This is a genomic window from Arthrobacter sp. Y3221159, from assembly GCF_059089885.1.
In genome coordinates this window covers 136,622-155,625 of sequence record NZ_JBNHFC010000003.1, presented here as the reverse complement: position 1 = coordinate 155,625, position 19,004 = coordinate 136,622, and the positions used below count along the sequence as shown (strand labels likewise).

At 66.3% G+C, this 19,004-nt stretch carries 17 protein-coding genes, 1 tRNA gene and 1 other RNA gene; 10 read left to right on the top strand and 9 right to left on the bottom strand.

The features are described from left to right. Positions 1–31: 31 nt before the first annotated feature. From AC5RT3_RS04815 to AC5RT3_RS04805, 3 genes are all read left to right on the top strand, one after another. The gene (locus AC5RT3_RS04815) at positions 32–997 is read left to right on the top strand and encodes an ABC transporter ATP-binding protein (RefSeq protein ID WP_494052107.1); all 966 of its coding nucleotides are present in this window, start codon (positions 32–34) and stop codon (positions 995–997) included. Beyond that, on the top strand, positions 994–2,127 hold the full coding sequence (locus tag AC5RT3_RS04810; protein ID WP_494052106.1) for an ABC transporter permease: 1,134 nt from the start codon (positions 994–996) through the stop codon (positions 2,125–2,127). The genes AC5RT3_RS04815 and AC5RT3_RS04810 overlap by 4 nt, the downstream gene beginning before the upstream one ends. A gap of 143 nt (positions 2,128–2,270) precedes the next feature. Continuing rightward, positions 2,271–3,374, top strand: coding sequence for a hypothetical protein (locus tag AC5RT3_RS04805; protein WP_494123631.1), 1,104 nt, complete (start codon positions 2,271–2,273; stop codon positions 3,372–3,374). A 24-nt stretch (positions 3,375–3,398) separates the two neighbouring features. On the opposite strand, the gene recR is transcribed toward AC5RT3_RS04805, so the two are convergent. From recR to AC5RT3_RS04785, 4 genes are all read right to left on the bottom strand, one after another. Beyond that, a complete protein-coding gene (recR, locus tag AC5RT3_RS04800; protein WP_009359069.1) occupies positions 3,399–3,998 on the bottom strand; it encodes a recombination mediator RecR in 600 nt (199 codons plus the stop codon). Between the two features lie 75 nt (positions 3,999–4,073). Then, on the bottom strand, positions 4,074–7,448 hold the full coding sequence (locus AC5RT3_RS04795; protein WP_494123630.1) for a DNA polymerase III subunit gamma and tau: 3,375 nt from the start codon (positions 7,446–7,448) through the stop codon (positions 4,074–4,076). 21 nt (positions 7,449–7,469) lie between these two features. After that, positions 7,470–7,566, bottom strand: an RNA gene (ffs, locus tag AC5RT3_RS04790) — signal recognition particle sRNA small type. Positions 7,567–7,581: 15 nt separating this feature from the next. Beyond that, on the bottom strand, positions 7,582–7,932 hold the full coding sequence (locus AC5RT3_RS04785) for a hypothetical protein (RefSeq protein ID WP_494052103.1): 351 nt from the start codon (positions 7,930–7,932) through the stop codon (positions 7,582–7,584). Between the two features lie 328 nt (positions 7,933–8,260). On the opposite strand from AC5RT3_RS04785, the gene AC5RT3_RS04780 reads away from it, so the two are divergent. Further along, positions 8,261–8,345 (top strand) — tRNA-Ser (locus tag AC5RT3_RS04780). A gap of 79 nt (positions 8,346–8,424) precedes the next feature. On the opposite strand, the gene AC5RT3_RS04775 is transcribed toward AC5RT3_RS04780, so the two are convergent. Then, positions 8,425–9,345, bottom strand: a complete 921-nt coding sequence (locus AC5RT3_RS04775; protein WP_494052102.1) for an oxygenase MpaB family protein — start codon at positions 9,343–9,345, stop codon at positions 8,425–8,427. A 171-nt stretch (positions 9,346–9,516) separates the two neighbouring features. On the opposite strand from AC5RT3_RS04775, the gene AC5RT3_RS04770 reads away from it, so the two are divergent. From AC5RT3_RS04770 to AC5RT3_RS04760, 3 genes are all read left to right on the top strand, one after another. Further along, on the top strand, positions 9,517–11,094 hold the full coding sequence (locus tag AC5RT3_RS04770) for a M23 family metallopeptidase (RefSeq protein WP_494123629.1): 1,578 nt from the start codon (positions 9,517–9,519) through the stop codon (positions 11,092–11,094). Positions 11,095–11,150: 56 nt separating this feature from the next. After that, positions 11,151–11,378 (top strand): hypothetical protein, encoded by a 228-nt coding sequence (locus AC5RT3_RS04765; protein WP_494123628.1) that lies wholly within the window; start codon positions 11,151–11,153, stop codon positions 11,376–11,378. A gap of 159 nt (positions 11,379–11,537) precedes the next feature. Beyond that, complete coding sequence (locus tag AC5RT3_RS04760) at positions 11,538–12,467, top strand: phosphodiesterase (RefSeq protein WP_494123627.1); 930 nt, start codon at positions 11,538–11,540, stop codon at positions 12,465–12,467. A gap of 74 nt (positions 12,468–12,541) precedes the next feature. Here the strand turns inward: AC5RT3_RS04760 and AC5RT3_RS04755 are convergent, their stop codons facing one another. Beyond that, the gene (locus tag AC5RT3_RS04755) at positions 12,542–13,957 is read right to left on the bottom strand and encodes a stealth family protein (protein WP_494010845.1); all 1,416 of its coding nucleotides are present in this window, start codon (positions 13,955–13,957) and stop codon (positions 12,542–12,544) included. A gap of 272 nt (positions 13,958–14,229) precedes the next feature. Then, positions 14,230–15,159 carry a hypothetical protein gene (locus AC5RT3_RS04750; protein ID WP_494123626.1) on the bottom strand — a complete coding sequence of 310 codons (930 nt, stop codon included), beginning with the start codon at positions 15,157–15,159 and terminating at the stop codon, positions 14,230–14,232. 147 nt (positions 15,160–15,306) lie between these two features. Between AC5RT3_RS04750 and AC5RT3_RS04745 the strand changes: the two genes are divergently transcribed. Further along, positions 15,307–15,606, top strand: a complete 300-nt coding sequence (locus tag AC5RT3_RS04745) for a type II toxin-antitoxin system VapB family antitoxin (protein WP_009358464.1) — start codon at positions 15,307–15,309, stop codon at positions 15,604–15,606. Further along, complete coding sequence (locus AC5RT3_RS04740) at positions 15,599–16,279, top strand: LytR C-terminal domain-containing protein (protein WP_494052099.1); 681 nt, start codon at positions 15,599–15,601, stop codon at positions 16,277–16,279. The genes AC5RT3_RS04745 and AC5RT3_RS04740 overlap by 8 nt, the downstream gene beginning before the upstream one ends. Positions 16,280–16,312: 33 nt before the next feature. Here the strand turns inward: AC5RT3_RS04740 and AC5RT3_RS04735 are convergent, their stop codons facing one another. Both AC5RT3_RS04735 and AC5RT3_RS04730 read right to left on the bottom strand, forming a co-directional pair. Next, positions 16,313–16,963 (bottom strand): TetR/AcrR family transcriptional regulator, encoded by a 651-nt coding sequence (locus AC5RT3_RS04735; protein WP_494010842.1) that lies wholly within the window; start codon positions 16,961–16,963, stop codon positions 16,313–16,315. Positions 16,964–17,016: 53 nt separating this feature from the next. Next, positions 17,017–17,715, bottom strand: coding sequence for a DsbA family oxidoreductase (locus AC5RT3_RS04730; RefSeq protein ID WP_494052097.1), 699 nt, complete (start codon positions 17,713–17,715; stop codon positions 17,017–17,019). A gap of 225 nt (positions 17,716–17,940) precedes the next feature. On the opposite strand from AC5RT3_RS04730, the gene AC5RT3_RS04725 reads away from it, so the two are divergent. Further along, positions 17,941–19,002, top strand: coding sequence for a glycosyltransferase family 4 protein (locus AC5RT3_RS04725; protein ID WP_494123625.1), 1,062 nt, complete (start codon positions 17,941–17,943; stop codon positions 19,000–19,002). The last annotated feature ends 2 nt before the right edge of the window (positions 19,003–19,004 follow it).

Here is a 19,004-nt window from a genome sequence, read left to right as displayed (position 1 = left end):
CTCAGGACTGTGGGGGACAGGTGCGCAAAACATGGCAATAGCGCCGGAAAAATCAGAACAGCCGGACAGCCAGGCTTCCTTTGGCGGTATTACAGCCCGGGCGGTGAGCAGGAGCTTCGGGGCGGTACGTGCCGTCGAGCATATGGACTTCCACGCCCCGGCCGGCAAGGTGACGGCCTTGATCGGCCCCAACGGCGCGGGCAAGACCACGCTGCTGCTGATGCTGGCATCGCTGCTGGCGCCGGACGGCGGCACCATCAGCGTGGGCGGGCTGGATCCGGCCCGGCACCGCGCGGAGGTCCGGAGCCGGCTCGGCTGGATGCCGGACACCCTGGGCGTCTGGGAGTCCCTGACCGCCCGCGAAATCCTGACCCAGATGGCGCGTTTCTACCGGCTTCCCGCTCCCGGGATCGGGGAGCGGGTGGCGGACATGCTGCAACGCGTCCGGTTGTCCGACCTCGCCGACCAGCCTGCCCGGGTCCTGTCCCGGGGCCAGCAGCAGCGGCTCAGCCTGGCGCGGGCACTGATCCACGATCCCTCTGTCCTGCTCCTCGATGAACCTGCCTCAGGCCTGGACCCGGGGTCCCGCGTGGAGCTGCGGACAATGCTGAGGCAGCTTGCGGCCGAGGGCAAGGCCGTGGTGGTTTCCTCCCACGTCCTCAGTGAGCTTGACGAGATTGCGGACGGTGCCGTCTTCGTCAACAACGGGAGGACCGTGCGGCAGCAGACCACCGAGGAAGCTGCGGCGTCCGGCCGGCGGTACTCGATCTCTGCGTCGGATATGGCTGCGCTCGCCGCCAAGCTCACCGAACTGGGGCTGGTGTTCCGGCAGGAGGACGGGCGCCGGCCGGGCGTGAGCCTGCTGCTCCTGAACGACGCCGATGCGGAACGGCTGCTGCGCGACCTGGTGCTTGCCGGCGTCGGAATCACGTCCTTCGCCCCGGCCTCCGGTGCCCTGGAAGAGACCTACATGAACCTTGAGGGGGAGCGGCAGTGAGCACGGTGGCGCAGAAGCGGCAGGACACATCACTGTCCGGCAACACCGGGGCCTACCTGGCAGGCATCGGCCATGTGGTGGCCCTCGAACTCAAACAGCGCCTGCGCTCTCGCGGCTGGTACATCATGCTTGCCATCTGGTTCGTCCTGACGGCACTGGTCACGTGGCTGACCTGGGCCAGCTGGAACGCACAGCAGGCGGCCCAGCGGGCCTACGGCAGCTCCATCCCGCCGGAATCAGCAGGCCCTGGATCAATGATTTTCGAGGTAGTGCTGGCGTTCGTCCTGCTCTTTGCCTTGCTGGTGGCCCCGGCCTTGTCTGCCAACGCCGTGAACGGTGACCGTGCCGGCGGAACGCTGGCCATACTGCAGGTGACGCTGCTGGAACCCGGCCAGATCCTGTGGGGAAAGTTCTTTGCCGCCTGGCTGGCAGCCCTCGCGTTCCTTGTCGCCAGCACGCCGTTCCTGGTCATAGGGGTGGCGCTCGGCGGGCTGACACCGGGCCACGTGCTGGTGTCCCTGCTGATGCTCGCCGTGGAAGTGGGTGTTGTCTGCGCCTTGGGTGTCGGCATTTCGGCCCTCGCCGGCCGGCCGCTGTTTTCCATCGTGGTGACCTACCTTGCGGTGGCCGGGCTGGCGGTGGGAACGCTGATTGCCTTCGGGCTGGGGGCCGGGCTCGCCCAGGGGACGGTTATGGCCAACAATGCGCAGTACCGGACTTACGAGCCGCTGGCCAACGAACCGGTCCAGCCGGAGTACACCTGCGTCGGCCCGATGCGGGAGCAGCCTGCCACCCGGACCGAACGGGTGGCCTGGCTCCTGGCAATGAACCCCTACGTGGTGGTGGCGGATGCGATCCCTTACCCGGACCGCAGCATGCAGCAAGGCTTCCCCACATCGGGTGCCATCGAGGGCATCAGCCAGGGCGCCCGCTACGCACTCGCCGGACCTGAGGGCACCTACCCGTGCGCCAATGGGGTTGTCCAGCCCGCCTACCTGAACCAGAAGACACCTCTGTGGCCGCTGGGCCTGGGGCTGCAGCTTGTGCTGTCAGGGCTCCTGATGTGGCTTGGGTGGCGTGCCCTCCGGACGCCTGCCCACCGGCTGGCCCGCGGCACGCGGATCGCCTAGGAGTCTGCCGGCAAGCCGCGGCGGGGCGTGGATCTGGACAGCCCACTGTCGCTGGACCACCATGGAGGCAGTTGCTATTCAGGTGGCCGGTACCTCCCGGCCACAGCCGGGGCTGGGGCTGTCCTTCGAAAGGTGGGCTTCCCGTGGCCGATGACCAGCAGGATGGCGCCAAATCCACGCCTGAGCCCTACTTCGAGCCGATAGGGCCGCGGTCCGACGAGTGGTTCCAGCCCGCAGATGACGACGACGACGGCGAGCCCCGGCGCCGGGGGCCTGGCCTCGGGGCGACGGTACTTGCGGCTGCAGCCGACTGGGCCGCAAGCCTGGGGACCCTGCGTTTCTGGGCAGTGGCAGTTGGGTCGCTTTGCGCAACCTGGGTCGTCGTCGCTAGCCTGGTCCTCCTGCCCGGACCTGACGGGGATTCAGCTGAATGGATGCCCGTCCCGATGCTCACCTACGTGCTGGCGTCGTCGTTGCTTCCGGCCTCGGCCGCGCTGACGGCAGTTCATTGGGGAATGTCCGCCCAAGGAGGGGCAACCGGCCCGGAACACGGCCGCAGCCTTTCCACGGCAGTGCTCGCCGGTGCGCTGCGCAGCCTGGTATTCGCCCTGCTCGTTCTGTTGACGCTGCTGATGCAAGCGGCTGCCGCCGGCCTGCCAGGAAACGTGGCGGCCATTTCGGCCTGCCTGGCAGCGGTCGAAGGTGCCATCTTCGTTGGCATGGGGGTGGCGGTTGCAGCACTGGCGCGCCACAGGTTCGTGAGCCGGCTTGCGGGGTGGTCGCTGGCTTTGTTCCTGGTTGCGGGGACAGTTGCGGCCACCTCCCTCCTGGTCCCGGCCGTGCGGTCAGAGGAGCCGGTGACTGTGGCCCTCAACGTGGTGCGGGCAGCGGACGGAACTCCCGTGGCCTATGAGTGCAGCGGTATTCCGGCCGGGACCGTCGAGGTGCACCGGACGGAACGGATCACCTGGCTGGCCACTGCCAGCCCAACCGTGGTGTTCGTTGCAATGGCCGGCCAGCCGGGCGCCGGCGCCGAGCTGCTCGGATGGCTTTCGGCGGCGCTGCAGGAAGCGGCGGACGGTACCGCGGTTCCCTGTGTCAATGGTGAACCGCGAAGCCAGGATTCCCCGCGGTTGCCGTTGGCAGCGCTGGGCCTTCTCCTGCAGGCAGGCGTGACAGCCGCCCTGCTGGCCGCTGCCCGCGCGGCTGCTGCGGCCCGCCGTCGAAACGCGCCGCAAGGGGCCTAGCGGCGCTGGCGGGCCGCTCGCGAATCAGGTCAGTGCGTTGCGGCGGCCTTCGAAAGCACGTCCCAGGGTGACCTCATCCGCGTACTCAAGGTCTCCGCCCACGGGAAGGCCGGATGCCAGCCTGGTGACCGTGATGCCGATGGTCTTGAGCATTCGCGCCAGATAGGTGGCCGTCGCCTCTCCCTCGAGGTTGGGGTCGGTGGCGATGATGACTTCCTGGATGGCGCCGTCGTTCAGCCGGGTCAGCAGCTCACGGATCCGGAGTTGCTCCGGGCCGATGCCGGCGATGGGGTTGATGGCCCCGCCCAGCACGTGGTAGCGGCCGCGGAACGAACGCGTGCGCTCCACCGCCAGTACGTCCTTGGACTCCTCCACCACGCAGATGACGGCGGGATCCCGGCGCGGGTCCCGGCAGATATTGCAGAGCTCCTGCTCGGTGACGTTTCCGCACACGGTGCAGAACTTGACCCGGTCCTTGACGGTGGTGATAGCGTCCACCAGCCGTTTCATATCCTGGGGATCCGCTTCAAGGATGTGGAACGCCAGCCGCTGTGCGGACTTGGGACCCACGCCTGGAAGGCGTCCAAGCTCATCGATCAGCTCCTGGACAGCACCTTCGTACACAGTTTCCTCTTTAGCTTGGAATGGACAGCGGGTCATGCAACAGCGGTTCCATCCGGTTCACGCCGGACAACGGGGTCAGTACCGGGGCGGGAGGGGGCTTCCGTCCGCGGAGCGCTCCTCGATCAGCTTTCCGCCCAGAATACGCTCCACTGCTGCACGGCCGAACACCCCGGACTCCTCGATGGTCTCATCGTCGGCGCTCGGAATGTCCTGGACGTAGGTGGCCGCTGCCACGGCTGCACGTGCCGGGGCCTTGGCCCGCCCGGCCTCAGCTTCGGGGCTGTTGGACAGCCGCTGGTACAGGCTTTGCCGGCTACCGGTTCCCGGTGCAGGGGAAACGGCAGGAGATGGTGCGCCGGCCCTGGACGGGACGGCGGCGGGAGCAGCCGAAGGAGCCTGCCGCGCCGGGGCAAGGGTGTTGGCCGGGCCGGCGCCGGGTGCAGTAGCGGCCATCGCGTACTCCGGTGCACGGACGGCTTCGGGCTCCGATGCGGACGGCGCGCCAAATTCGCGCCCCTGCTGGATGGGCGGTACCTGGTCTGCAGGTGCGTGGGCAGGAGCTGTGGCAAGACCCCAGTCCGGTTCGCTGGCTGCACCCGCCGAGGAGACCGGAATGGACGGGGGAACCTGGGCTGTGGCCGGCTCGTAGCGGGGAGCAGCCGTCTGCCCTGATGGGGTTTCCCCAGCGGAGGCGGGGAAGCGTCCTAGGTTGCTTTCATTTCCGACCACCCACACACCCGGGGCCTGCTCCACTGCCCGGGCCCAGGGATCCTGGACGGGTGTATCCGCTGCCGCCTTGTGTGCGGATGCCGGCGCTGCGGCGGCAGGGGACGTTCCCGCGGCAAGCTGGACGGGGGATCCGGGGGGAGGGGTTCCGCCGGTGCCGGTTCCTTCGGTGCTGGTTCCTCCGTCAGTGCCCGGTCCCCTGGCGGAGCTGGCTGCCGCTGCAGATGCAGCTGTGCGGCTGCCCGTATGTGCAGCCGAAGGCTCCCAGTCCGCCGGAGGTTCTTCATCCAGCGGGGGAGCGTCTTCATCCCGGGGCGGGCCCCAGTCGTCATCTGAGTACGAGTAGTCGCCCTCCAGCGGAGGGTAGGAATTCTGGCCGGATCCAGCGCGGGCAGCAGTCTGCCGGGACGGCGCCACTGCCTGAGGCCCGCTTGCCTCAGGGGCCGCGCTGCCCCGCCCGGATGTCGGTTTGACGGGGCCGGGTGCAGGGCTGCCGGTTCCCGTCACCGGGACGGAAGACGTGGGAGCCGGTTGCCGTGTGGGCAGGGGTACGGGCGTTCCCTCTTCAGCGACCGCCGGAGCGGAAGCCGCCGCCTGCGCGGCAGGCTTTGCCGCTGCCGGTGCAGGCGCCAGGGCAGGCGCGGGGGCCAGGCCCCACGCCACATCAGCTGAAGTGGGGGCGGCCGCCTGACGGGATGGTGCTTTTGGGTTTGGTTCAGAGCTCGTCTGGCTGGCGCCACCGGCAACTGCATTGATCTGGCAGTCGATCCCCACCGTCTTGTGGATGGCCTGGCGGAGGTTCTCTGAATGGTCGGCCCGCCCGAAAGCGCCGGCGAGACCTGAGGTGGTAAAAGACAGGGTCAGGACGGCACCGTCAAAAGCGCTGACCTGGGCGTTGGGCTCCACAAGTGCCCAGGTGCTGCGCTTGATCCTGGACAACGTCTGGAGCACATCGGGCCAGGCGCGGCGCAGAACCTCCACGTCGCCCATGGCAGGGGGATTGGCCGGGGCAGTCTTTTGAGAAGCAGCGTCGCGCGGAGCCGCTGTGGCAGCTGCCGGAACACGGTCCGCTGCCGGGCTTTCCAGTGCCGGGCTTTCCGGTGCCGGACGCTCCGGCCCGGGCCGGACAGGAGTCGGGCGTTCGGGCGCAGCCCGTTCGGCCACTGGGCCCCGGGGTACCGGGCGTTCCGACACCTGGTCTCGAGGCAATTGCTGGCCCGGTCCTTCAACCGGCCAGTCGTTGGTGCTCACGCGGGGAGGGGTCAGGGGAGCCCTGGGACCTGCTTCCGGAGATCCCTGGCCACCGGATGCTGGAACGGCAGGACGCGGTTCGATGGGAGTGGATTCCGGCCCTGCCGGCTGGACGGTAGCGACCGGCTGAGGCTCCTCGCGCCGTGGCGGTGGTGCGACGCTCGGGGCAGGGGCAGGGGCAGGGGCAGGGGCAGGGGCAGGTGCGGCGGCAACGGGTGCGGCTGCGGGGGTGCCGGTTGCGCCTGCGGCGGCGGGAGCATCGACGTCGTTCCCGGCGTAGCTGAGGCGGCGTTCAACCCGCTCAATCCGGGCCGCCAGGCCGCGTTCGTTCTGGTCGGATGTGGGCAGCAGGATCCGAGCGCAGAGCAGCTCAAGGTGCAGTCGCGGGGACGTGGCCCCGGTCATCTCCGTGAGTGCCGTGTTGGTAACGTCCGCGGCCCGCGACAGCTCTGCCGAACCAAGGTTGTGCGCCTGGTTCTGCAGCCTGGCAATCTGGTCCGCGGGCATCCCGCGCAGGATGGTCTGGGCGCTCTCCGGCATGGCCTTGACGATGATCAGGTCACGGAAGCGCTCCAGCAGGTCCTCAACGAAACGGCGGGGATCGTGGCCGGTCTGGATGACGCGGTCCACTGCCCGGAAAACGGTGGCGGCATCGGAGGCGGCCACGGCCTCCACAACGTCATCCAGGAGCGAGGCGTGGGTGTAGCCAAGCAACGCCACCGCGAGTTCGTAATCGAGCCCGTTGGGACCGGCCCCCGCCATCAACTGGTCCAGGACGGACAGCGAGTCACGGACCGACCCGCCTCCGGCACGAATCACCAGCGACAGGACCCCGGGGGCCACGGGGACATTCTCCTGGCTGCACAGCATTTCCAGGTACGCCATCAGGGGTTCGGGCGGTACCAGCCGGAAGGGATAGTGGTGCGTGCGGGAGCGGATGGTGCCGATGACCTTGTCCGGCTCGGTGGTGGCAAAGATGAACTTGATGTGTTCCGGCGGTTCTTCAACGATTTTCAGCAGCGCGTTGAAGCCTGCAGACGTGACCATATGGGCCTCGTCAATGATGAAGATCTTGTAGCGGTCCCGGACAGGGGCAAAGGTGGCCCGCTCACGGAGGTCACGGGCATCGTCAACACCGCCGTGGCTGGCGGCGTCGATCTCGATGACATCCAGCGAGCCGGAGCCGCCGCGGGCCAGTTCAACACAGCTGGGGCATTGACCGCAAGGGGTGTCTGTGGGGCCTTGGGCGCAATTAAGGCAGCGGGCCAGGATGCGGGCGGAAGTGGTCTTGCCGCAGCCCCTGGGACCGGAAAAAAGGTAGGCGTGGTTGACGCGGTTTTTCCGCAAAGCCGTCATGAGCGGCTCGGTGACATGCTCCTGACCGATGACGTCGGCGAACGAGTCGGGACGGTATCTGCGGTAGAGGGCGGTAGTAACTGTCACAGAGAAAACCCTACCAATCCGGGCCGACATCCTGCCGCCCTGTGGGGGAATAGTAAAGACCCCCCATGCACCCGCCAGAGCCCGCCTACCCTTGCTACCTTCCGGTCCTGGGGGAGTTCAACAGGATGACGCCACATGAGGGGCCGTCAGATACTTTACCCGATCATCCGGCACGGTTCGAATCGGGCCCGGGCCGCCAGCTTTCCACCCGCCAGCTCATGAATGCGGGTTCTTCGTAGGGGTGGGCAGCGCGCAATGCGGCCACGACCTGTGGCAGCAGCCGTTCCTCGACCACGCACTCGATCCGGTCCTCCGCCACCTCCTCCGGCATCCCCTTTTCGCCAAGGAAGGGGCGCGCGCCTGCTTCCGGGGTGAAGCGGCCGGTTCCGGGGGTTGTGAAGGAGCAGTGGGAGTAGTTTCCGATCCTTCCTGCGCCGGCGTTGCCGATGGCCGCCAGGACCATTTCCGTGTGGGTTCTGGGCGAGTAGATCACCAGGGCATGCAGCTCGGTCATGGTTCCACTGTGCCCCAAGTTCCGCTGATTGCCCTGATTTCATTGCTTATCCCTCCGGCACCCGTGATCATGGGTATGTACACCGATTGGGGCAATCTCCAGATTGTGAGCTGTGTGGCCTGGCTGAACGGGGCCGGACCCGGCAGCTCAACGGCATACCAGAGGAATGGGCGCGTTGGGGGCGTCCATTTCCGGTTAAGGCGGAACCCCTGGAATTCACGGAACGATTCCCCCGGTTGGCTGGGTGCCGGAAGCGTTCCGGACACCAATTTGGGGGATGCGCAAAACGTCAGGTAGTCTAGTACCTGCTTTTGATTCAGAAGCAGTTGGAGAATTCGCCTAGCGGCCTATGGCGCACGCCTGGAACGCGTGTTGGGTTAACGCCCTCGGGGGTTCAAATCCCCCATTCTCCGCCGGTCGAGAACCCGGTCCCGCCTCCGCGGGGCCGGGTTCTTGCGTTTATCCGCTCTATTGCAGGGCTTGGCCGAGCTGTTACAGATCGGCTTCCGGACACCCCAGCCGCCGCAGCCGGGCCCGGGCGGCCATTTCGCTTGGGCCCCTGCGTCCCAGGGCCAGGCGGACGACGCCGAGGACGGCCTTGGTGGCCAGCCTTACCGGAAGGGGGAACGGGCCCAGCCGGGGTACTTCCAGCGCGAGCATCTCCCGGTACCTTGGCTCCAGGCTGTACACCGCACCGGCGAACAGGATGCGGTAGCCGGGGCGCAGCATCGGATGCAGCGGTGCGTTGCGGATGAAGTCCACGGTTTCAGCCACCCGAGCGTCCACACGCAGTTCGTTGCTCTCGTACCAGCGGTCCAGTTGATGCCGCATCTCCGCTTCGGTCAGCGGCGGATTGTCCACGCCCATCAACCTGCCGGCCTGTGCCCACTCCCTGACGTATGCGTCAGGTCCGCCGGGGATGCTGCCGCCCCAGATTTTGTGGGCCGTCAGGAAGGCATCAGTGAAGGCGATATGGATCCATGCGGCCAGTTCCGGATCGTTGGCACTGTAGCTGCGCAGTGTCCCCAGGTTGTCGCTGTAGCTGCCCTGCACCGGTTCATGCAGGCGGCGGACCTTGCGCGAAGCCTCCTCGGCAGCGGCCCTGGAGCCATACGTCACGGTGAAGATCCAGCGGATGGTATGGGCCAGCCGGCCCAGCGGATCGTCCCGGAAATTCGAGTGTTCGTGGACCCCCGCCAAGGCGCCCGGGTGCAGGGACTGCATTAGCAGAGTCCGTATTCCGGCCACGATGGGGGACATGGAACCATGCACCGCCCACACCGCGGAACCCGGGAGATGGTAGCCGGGGTCGTCTCCCTCTGACAACCGCAGTGCCCAGTCCGGCGGGGCGTCCGACTTTCCCGTGAACGTCTTCTTGAGTTCGTCCTGCCATTTCCGGAGGAAATTGCGCATATCCCATTGTTGCCCACTGCAAGCCACCGCGGCTGCCTTGGGTAAGACTCCGAAGATAATCGGCAAAAACCCCCTATTTCATTGTTCGGGGTTCACAGGGCACCGGCCGTATGGTCACATGGGTCTACCGTCAAGACAGCGTGCGGGTGGGACATCTCCGGGAGTCGATCCATGGGTAAGAATCGGGGATCCGGTGCGGGCAAAAAACCCCCGGGTACGCGCCCTCCCACAGTCCGCGTCCTGACGGCTGCCGGCGCGTTGGCCGTTTCCTTCTCCGTCCTGAATCTGTCCGACGGGCATGAGGCGCAGCTGTTGTCGTCAATTTCCGAGACCCCTGCGGAACGCCTTCCGGATCCGGTCGGGAAGCGGGCCACTCCCGGTCCTGGAAGGCAGGCCGCCGAGCCCGCGGGGGTGGTGCTCCGGGGAGCGGAAGGCTTGGACCTTGACTCCCTGCCGCATTCCATACCCGGGAGCCCACCGGCTCTGGTGCCGTTTCCGCGGCCGGTGGTGGGCGGTTCAGGGCCGGAAGGACCGGTGCCGGTGGCAGTTGGCTTTAAAGGGGTTGGAAGGCCTGCTGCCGGATACCTCATGGCACCCCTGGAGTTCTTGAATCCCAGCTCACCCTTCGGGTTCCGGATCAGTCCATTGACCGGGGCGGCCGGTGACTTCCATCTGGGACAGGATTTTGCTGCCCCCTGCGGAACCAGGGTTTATGCTGCAGATTCCGGCGTCGTCCGGGGAGCGGGCTGGCACCCTTGGGGCGGTGGCAACCGGGTGGAAATTGACCACGGCAATGGCCTGGTGACCACGTATAACCACCTCGAATCGGTGACCGTCCGCAGGGGCGATACGGTGCAGGTGGGCCAGGTTGTTGGGCGGGTGGGCAGCACAGGATGGTCAACCGGCTGCCATCTACACTTTGAAACCATATTGAATGGCTGGCACATAAGCCCCTTGAAGTGGCAGTTCGTGGGCCTTGCGGCGCTCGCTGGTGGTGGCTTGGAGGAGTCGTTGTCATATACCCCGGGCTCTGGTTCACCGGCTGAATGGCTCAACTGGACTCTCCCTGGAATCAAGGACACCGAACCGAAATTGCACACAGCAGAGGCAGGTTCGCCGACGACGCAATCCGTCGCGGCGAAGTCTTCGCCCAGCGCTTCATCGCCGTCGTCCACCCAGCCCTCACCGTCTGCCACCGATCCCTCACCGTCTGCCACCGATCCGTCAGCGTCCCCAAGCGGGCCGACGACGTCCCCCACTGAGCCGTCACCCTCGCCGACCGAGCCGTCACCCTCGCCGACCGAGCCGTCGGCTTCGCCGACTGAGCCTGCGCCGTCACCTACCGAGCCTCCGCCGTCGCCAACTGAGCCTCTGCCCTCCCCGAGCGAGCCTTCGCCAGTCCCCGTTGAGCCAACCGCACCACCGACGGAGCCTGCGCCGACACCTGTGCAGCCGGCGCCGACTGAGCCTGCGCCTGCTCCGGTTGAGCCGGCGCCCATTGAGCCTGCGCCATTGCCGGTTGAGCCGGTGCCGACTGAACCTGTGCCGACACCGGTTGAGCCTGCGCCAGCCCCCATTGAGCCGACGCCAACCGAACCTGTGCCGACACCGGTTGAACCGGCGCCAGCCCCCATTGAGCCGACGCCAACCGAACCGGTGCCGGTTCCGGTTGAGCCGGCACCTTCAACCACCGAGCCCGCAACGGTGGAAACAGCGACGCCGGAGCAAACCGCGACATCAACCCCATAGGGCCGGGCAGGCCTGCGGGAGAATTCGAGGCGCCACCCGTACACGGTTTGACCGGCGTGACTTTTACCCTGACGGAGAAGGCCCGGGTGCGCGGCAAAGGCCAGCACCCGCTATATGCGGAGCTCACCAAGTTCAAGACCGGACTGCTGCCGGGGTTGGTGAAATGGAACTTCGAGAAGTTCCTGGTGAACCGCGACGGCGAGGTGGTGGACCGGTTTGCGCCCACTGTTGAAACGGACTCGGCGGTGATTATCGATGCGATCGGGAAGGCCATGGGCGATTGACCGGCCCCGGGGCGAAGAAAGTGCGCAGAAGCGCAGTTCTTTTATCTTTTTCCACATCGGCTACGGCGATTTGCCCAAAGTTTGCCAAATGTCTGGTTGGATAAATATTACTGAAGGGTACAAGGGAAGAGCGGCTTCCCACCGACCACAGAGGTAGCAATGGAGCACATCGAGGCCGAACATCCCCGGCCACGCCACTTCCTACTCCACTTGAGCGATCCCCACCTGTTGGGGGGTCCGGATCCCCTGTACGGCGTTGTTGACAGCGAAGCCCGCCTCATCCAGCTCTTTGACGAGGTCAAGGCGTCCGGGGCGCGGCCTGAGGCTGTCATTTTCACCGGTGACCTCGCGGACAAAGGCCATCCCGAGGCGTACCGGAAGCTGCGCGCCATCGCAGAGCCCGCATGTCAGGAGATGGGTTCGCAGGTTATCTGGGCCATGGGCAACCACGACAACCGGGCGAACTTCCGGAAGGGCCTGCTGGACCAGCCAGGCAACGATGCCCCCGTGGACCACAGCTACTTCATCAACGGCCTGCGCGTCATCACCCTGGACACCTCGGTTCCCGGGTTCCATCACGGCGAGCTGAGCGGGTCGCAGCTGGAGTGGCTGGCCCGCGAACTGGCGACCCCCGCTCCTGACGGCACCATCCTGGCACTGCACCATCCGCCGGTCCCGTCGGTCCTGGACCTCTCAGTGCTGGTGGAACTGCGGGACCAGGCCTCGCTGGCGGCCGTGGTGCGCAACTCGGACGTCCGGACCATCCTGGCCGGCCACCTGCATTACTCCACTACGGCAACGTTTGCCGGCATCCCTGTCTCGGTGGCCTCGGCAAGTTGCTACACCCAGGACCTCAACGTCCCGGTGGGCGGCACCCGCGGGCAGGACGGCGGGCAGGCCTTCAACCTGGTGCACGTCTATGAGCACACCATTGTCCACTCGGTGGTTCCGCTGGGCAGGTCGACGACGGTGGGCGAGTACGTGCCCCCCGAAGAGACCGCGAGGCGGCTCGAGGCAGCAGGGGTCCGGATTCCCGAGACCACCAAGCAGCGCAGCGGGTCCCGGCTGGGCGTGCCTTCCAATAGCTAAAAAAGCAAAAGCAGGAGGCCGGTCCCGTCTGGACCGGCCTCCTGCTTTTGCTGCCGTGCTGGGACCGTGGTGTGCTACTTCTCCCAGGGCGCCTTGACAGGGAAGTACTTCTCCAGGAAGTCGGTCACCACTTCGGCCCGCTCGTCAGCATCCACCTCGGGGAAGCTGCCGTCATTGAGGCAGAAGAAGTCCATGTTCCGCTTGGCCAGCAGCTTGGGAAGGTAAGTCAGGCCTGCGCGCATGGTGGTATCCACGTAGCGGACCTTTGCGGCCGTCTGGGTGACTGCACGGCCGGTCAGCAGCGCGTAGTAGTGGTAAAAGGAGTTCGTGACGGAGATGTTGTCCGCGGCACGGAACCGGCTGGCCGCAGTCTTCCGGAACTCCTCGGGGAACTCCTCTTCCATGGTGGCCACCACGCTCCGCCGGAGCGGTGCAGCACAGTGCTCCAGGTGCCGCGTGGTGATCCGGCCGAACCGGTTCCACAGCAGCTTGCGGTTAACCCGGGCGGCGTTCTCGAAGCCGCTGCGCTCGGCAGCGTTCTCGCCCAGGCCGATGCGGGTTTCCGCCTCAATGAACTTGGTGATCCCGCCCGGGGTGAAGAACAGGTCCGGGCTGACGGGCCTGCCAAAGAACATGTCGTCGTTGGAGTAGAGGAAGTGCTCCGAGAGCCCCTCAATGTGGTGCAGCTGGCATTCCACAGCCTGCGAGTTGTGCGTGGGCAGCACCGACGGATCGCTGAAGAACTCCTCGCTCCGGACGATCGTCACGGAGGGATGGTCCGCCAGCCACGCCGGGGCCGGGGAGTCCGTGGCGATGAAGATGCGGCGGATCCACGGCGCAAACATGTACACGGACCGCAGTGCGTACTTGAGTTCATTGATCTGCCGGAAGCGTGCCTCATGGTCGTCGCCCTCGCCCAGGACATGGCCCTTCTGCTGGGCGCGCCGGGCGGCAATGTACTCCGGGGAACTGCCGTCCACCCAGGAGAACACCAGGTCGATGTCGAAGCTGATGTCGCTGGCGTGGTCCGCGAACATGTTCTCGATGGTGGGCCAGGTGTGCCCGTAGCGCTCCACGGTCCCGCGGACCGCGTCCTGGCGCAGCAGGGTCCGGCGCGTCAGGGAGTTCTCGATGGGAAGGATGATCTCCTCGCCCTCGAAGGACCAGAGCTCGATCTGCACGCCGGCGGAGGCACCGAAATCAAAGCCGCCCCCAGGTTCAACCCGCGGCCGGTACAACCGGAAGATGCGTGCCTGGCGGCTGGTTGAAAGCTCGCCGTCGGCTACGAGGACGGCGGTCTTCTTCTTGGCATCAACCGTCATGGAGTAGAAGGGCTCGTCCCGGCAGGCCTCCACCAAGGCGGCGCGCAGCTTCTTCCTGTCCCTCCAGTCCAGGGCTATGACCGGGCGGTCATTGTTGCCGCGGACCAGCAGGTAGGCCAGGCCGGAATCCGCGAGGACGTTCCGCAGAAACAGCAGGTCCTCCACCATGGCCTGGTAGTGGGTCCTGTTGTAGTTGATCAGGGCATAGCGGCCCTTGTGCCTGATGACGTCGGGGCGGTGCTTCAGGCGACGCTCCGCAGCAGCGGAGGTCGCCTCCTCGTGAAATTGTTCCTCTACGGACGCCTGGCCACCGAAGTAGATTTCGTCCTGAACCGGTGCTTCTGTAATGGTTATCTCCGTGCTGGTGAATTATGCGTTCCTACCTGCATGATAGCCCCGCCCGGGAAACGGCAGGTTCCGGCCGGCCACCGGCCACGGCCCTAGACGCCCAGCGCCTCCCGCCAGCTCCGCAGGAAAGCGCCGCCGGCGTCGTCATGGATGACCGTGGCGTCAAGCCCGAGGTCGGCCGCAGTGAGGACCTCGTACGGCTTGGCCGGAACACCATCGGCGGGACGGACGTCCACGTGCTTCACTGCGTGGTCGTTGTGGTGCAGCCAGTCCGCCATCGCATAGTCCGTGCGGGAATCGCCCACTGTCCGCCAGGCCTCAGGGGTGATGCCCTGCGCGGCCAGCAGTTCCACCGCCCGGCTGGCACCGAGGTCCTTGCCCAGGCGAACGGACTCGATGTCCGTGGAGATGATGGTGGGGTCCACGCGGTAGTCCACCTCGTCGTCGGAATTCGGGGCATGGTGGTCCAGCCGGACCACGCCCAGCCCGTGCCGTGCCATCAGGTCCATGGCATCGGCGTCGAAGAGCTTTTGTTCCGCGAGGTACTCGGCGCCGGGGACCTCGATGTGCTGCTCCACGGACACCATGGCCCGCTTGGTCTCGTCGAAGAACATGTGAGCCGCGTAGTCCTCGGCCACCAGCCGGCGGACGTCGTCCCCGTAGGCCGCGGGTACGGCGAGCTCACGGTCCACGTGGATGGGGCCGGGACCGGCCGAGGTGTAGCTGAACCAGACGGCACCCTTTTCGCAGACTGCGTGGATGATGGTGCCGCTCGGGATTCCGGCCTCGATCATGGGTGCCATGACCTGTTCACGAATGAAGGCGTCCGAGCGGCCCGTGTTGAAAATAACGGGGATACCGGCGGTGGCGAGCGCCACCAGGTCGCTGATGATCTCCGGTTTGACGTCGCGCGTGAGCGGACTCGCCACCGGGCCGTCAACGTCGAGCAGGAGCGCCAGGGGTGGGGTGGACGGCGCGTGGACACCGGGCACGGGCATGGCGGGGGACTCGGAAGCTGTCATGGGGCCCATTCTTTCAGCAGCGCCGGGCAGTTCCTGAACCGGCAGTCGAAGATCACCGGCTGTGACATGGTCACTGTTTGGCTACAACCGGCCGGCGGCACGGCCTGGCACTTTCGCTCAGCTTGCCGGGATGCCTAGGGTTGCAGGGTGATATTCAAAGCTGTGGGCGAGGGCCGCCCTTACCCCGACCATGGTTACAGCACGCCCAAGGAGTGGGCGTCGCTGCCGCCGCGGCCGGTGCGGCTGGACGAACTGGTGACTACCAAGCGCACCCTTGACCTGGAGGCCCTGCTGGCCGAGGACTCCACTTTCTTCGGCGACCTCTTTCCGCACGTGGTGCAGTACCAGGGGACCCTGTACCTGGAGGACGGCCTGCACCGGGCAGTCCGGACGGCACTGCACCAGCGCACCGCGATCCATGCCCGGGTCCTGGTGCTTGATGGCTAGGAAGAGGAAGGTGCAGGATGCCAGCATCCTGCACGGCCACCACGTGGTGAGCGGCCCGGAACTGCGGGCCACCTTCGGCGCGGCGGCCCGGGACGCGGACGATACGGCCAGGGTGCGTCGCAGGGTGCTCCACGGCATTGTGCTGGTGCTCCTCATTGGCGTGATCGCCGCGGGCATCATCACTGCCCTGGCGATCATCAACGGCCGGTTCACCATACCCACGGCTGAACCGGCCGAGGAAAAAGCCTCCACATGCCCCGCGGCCACTTTCGACTACACACTGCCGGAACAGATCAACCTGAATGTCTACAACTCCACCAGCAGGCCGGGCCTTGCCCGGTCCGTGGCGGACGAGTTCCTGGCGCGAAAGTTCGTGGTGGGGGATGTGGGCAACGTCGACCCAGACTACCGGGGTGTAGCCGCAGTGATCTCCGGTGCAGCTGGACAAGCGGCCGCTTTCAGTGTCCAGCGGAACCTGCCGGGTTCGGACTACTTCCAGGACGGCAGGACGGACGGCAGCGTGGATGTGATTCTGTCCCAGGATTACACGGCGCTGGCCCCGGCCGACCTCGTGGACCAGACGCCCGGAAAGCTCAGCTGCCCCCGGGAAAGCCGCCGCGTTGCCGATGATGACAGGTGGCCGGTCATGCCGTCGGCCGCACCGGCCTCCTGAACCGCGGCTTCCTGAGCTTCCGCTTTCCGGTACTTAGCCGGCCACGGCGGGCAGTGGGGCGATCCGGACCGGGTGGCCTTCGTCGTCGAACCTTGCCCCGGCGCCCAGCTGGATGAATCGCACCGTCCTGGCCACGCGCGCCTCCAGTTCCGCCGGTTCGTCGCTGCCCCGGGCTGCGCTGGAGGAGAGCGTTCCCAGGATCAGCTGCGCCTGCTGCCCGATGTCCGCCACCGGCAGGTAGCCCTGTGCCATCCCGTCGCGCAGGATGCCCTGCAGCAGCACACTCAGCTCGCCAACATGGTCGGCCAGTTTTGCAAAGGACGACGGCGACAGCACGGCGCCCATAGCGGGTCCCGGGGGCAGGTGGCGGCGGGAGAGGTCCACCACCTGGGCGCGCACGTACAGAGCGAGCCGTTCCACTGGGTTGTCCAGCCGGTCCAGGGCGTCGCGCAGTTCCGTGAGGAACTTCTCCGTCTCGTCAAGGGCGTACGAGATCAGCAGTTCCTCGATGTCCGCGTAGTAGTTGTAGACGGCGGTCCGCCCCACGCCGGCGTGCCGGGCCACGTCTGTCATGGTCAGGCCGGGGAGCCCGTGCGAGAAGAGGAGTTCACCGAAGGCCGTCAGGATGCGGCGCTGGGTATCCGCCCGCTGCTCGGCGTTGCTGGCCGCTGAAATCCTTGGCATACAGACACTTTACCGCTGTGTGTCAGTAAACTTGGTGCCGGACGTGCCCAGATTCAGACCGTGCAGCCGTCCGGGCCGCATGCATCGCCTTCGCCGGAGTTCACAAGCACCAGCGGGTTGGCATCCTGCCAGGCCTGGTTGAGCGCCGCCGTGAAAGTCGCTGTGGGCTGGGCCCCGGAGAGGCCGAACTTCCGGTCGATGACGAAGAACGGGACACCGCTGATGCCCAGGGACCGTGCCTCCTGGATATCGAAGCGGACGTCGTCGGCGTACTTGTCCGTGGTGAACAGTTCCTCCAGTTCGCCGGCGGGGATGCCCAGGTCCTTGCCCAGCGTTGCCAGGTACTCCCGGCTGCCGATGTCCTTGCCGTGCTCGAAATGGTCGCTGAGCAGGCGCTCCTTGGCTTCATCCTGCCGGCCGTGGGCGGCAGCGAGGTGGATCAGGCGGTGCGCCGCGAAACTGTTGGCCACCACCACCTTGTCGAAGTGGTAGTCCAGTCCCTCGCCCCTGGCCTGCTGCGCAACATGGTCGAACATCTGCGAAACCTGCTCCGGCGCGATGCCCTTGCGGGTGCTCAGGTACTCCTGCTCCGTGCCGTCATAGTGCTCCGGAAGGGTGGGGTCCAGCTGGTAGCTCCGCCACGTGACCTCCACTGCGCCGCGGTGGGGGAAGGCAGCCAGGGCGGCTTCGAAACGGCGCTTGCCGATGAAACACCAAGGGCATGCGACATCGGACCAGATCTCAATCTTCATGCCCGGAACAACCAGCCGGCGGTGCCAGCCATTCCGTGCCGCCGTGTTAGATACCCCACAGTAGGTCTTGTGGCAGGACGGATCGTGGGCAATAGTCTGATGTAGGTCATGCAGAGGCCGTCGATAGTACAAACACCGCCGGGTGGATAGCTAGAGCGTCCCCGCGGTGCTCACTAACTGCCTGGTTTAGCTGGGAAGCCCGGCCACATCACCTGGAGGCCAGGAATGCGGATTGGACTTGTTGCAGGGCCGTGGATTCCGGTTCCCCCGCCGGCATACGGGGGCACGGAAAGGGTTGTGGACACCCTGGCCAGGGGCTTCACGGCAGCCGGGCATGAGGTCCTGCTGGCTGCCCCGTCGGACAGCACCTGCCCCGCTCCTCTGGTCGCCGGGATGCAGCCGGCAGCCCGGGAGGATATGGGCCTTACTATTTCCGAGCTCAGCCACGTGATCAGGGCCTACGAGGGCCTGCAGGACGTGGACATCATTCACGACCATACGCTGGCAGGTCCGCTGTACATGCACCGGCCGGCCGGGATTCCACTGGTTACCACCATCCACGGGCCGCTTCACAGTCAGGCGGTGGATATCTACAGGGCCATAGCCCAGCGCGCTTCCATTATCGCCATCTCCCGGGACCAAACCTCACACGCACCCTCTCTCCCCGTCACACGTGTGATACACCATGGCATGGAGGTCGGGGTTGTGCCGGTGGGCAGCGGTCAGGGTAACTACCTGTGCTTTGTGGGACGAGCCTGCCCGGACAAAGGACTGGTGGAAGCCATCACGATTGCCCGTCAGGCCGGAATGCCGCTTAAGATCGCAGTGAAGATGCGGGAGCAGGACGAGATCCGCTACTTCCAGGACGTCATCGAACCCATGCTCGGGCCGAACGAGGAGTTTGTGGGGGAAGTCAACGACGACTCCAAGTTCAAACTGATGGGCGAGGCGCTGGCGTTCCTCAACCCGATCCAATGGCCGGAGCCATTCGGGCTGGTGATGATCGAGGCTCTGGCGACCGGCACGCCGGTGATTGGTACGCCGATTGGTTCCGCCCCTGAAATCATTGAGCATGGCCGCACCGGTTTTCTGGGGCCCACTCGCGACTTGGCCGGGTTCGTGGAAGCCGCGGCAGAAATCAGCAGGGACCAGTGCCGCCAGGCTGTTGTGGACCGGTTCAGCATGGAACGCATGGTGGCCGAACACCTGATGCTTTTCACAGAGCTTCTCGAAGGGAAGGTGCTGGCGGGGGTTCCGGATGCGATCAGGCTGCACCAGAATCGTTAAGG

Bases quoted from the DNA above. Each gene is read 5' to 3' on its own strand.
- AC5RT3_RS04755 (WP_494010845.1), bottom strand. From the start codon at position 13,957: ATGGTGGAGGACCTGCTGTTTCTGCGGAACGTCCTCGCGGATTCCGGC.
- AC5RT3_RS04795 (WP_494123630.1), bottom strand. From the start codon at position 7,448: ATGTCGGCCCGGATTGGTAGGGTTTTCTCTGTGACAGTTACTACCGCC.
- AC5RT3_RS04760 (WP_494123627.1), top strand. From the start codon at position 11,538: ATGGAGCACATCGAGGCCGAACATCCCCGGCCACGCCACTTCCTACTC.
- AC5RT3_RS04750 (WP_494123626.1), bottom strand. From the start codon at position 15,159: ATGACAGCTTCCGAGTCCCCCGCCATGCCCGTGCCCGGTGTCCACGCG.
- AC5RT3_RS04770 (WP_494123629.1), top strand. From the start codon at position 9,517: ATGGGTAAGAATCGGGGATCCGGTGCGGGCAAAAAACCCCCGGGTACG.
- AC5RT3_RS04815 (WP_494052107.1), top strand. From the start codon at position 32: ATGGCAATAGCGCCGGAAAAATCAGAACAGCCGGACAGCCAGGCTTCC.
- AC5RT3_RS04730 (WP_494052097.1), bottom strand. From the start codon at position 17,715: ATGAAGATTGAGATCTGGTCCGATGTCGCATGCCCTTGGTGTTTCATC.
- AC5RT3_RS04725 (WP_494123625.1), top strand. From the start codon at position 17,941: ATGCGGATTGGACTTGTTGCAGGGCCGTGGATTCCGGTTCCCCCGCCG.
- AC5RT3_RS04735 (WP_494010842.1), bottom strand. From the start codon at position 16,963: ATGCCAAGGATTTCAGCGGCCAGCAACGCCGAGCAGCGGGCGGATACC.
- AC5RT3_RS04785 (WP_494052103.1), bottom strand. From the start codon at position 7,932: ATGACCGAGCTGCATGCCCTGGTGATCTACTCGCCCAGAACCCACACG.
- AC5RT3_RS04740 (WP_494052099.1), top strand. From the start codon at position 15,599: ATGGCTAGGAAGAGGAAGGTGCAGGATGCCAGCATCCTGCACGGCCAC.
- AC5RT3_RS04775 (WP_494052102.1), bottom strand. From the start codon at position 9,345: ATGCGCAATTTCCTCCGGAAATGGCAGGACGAACTCAAGAAGACGTTC.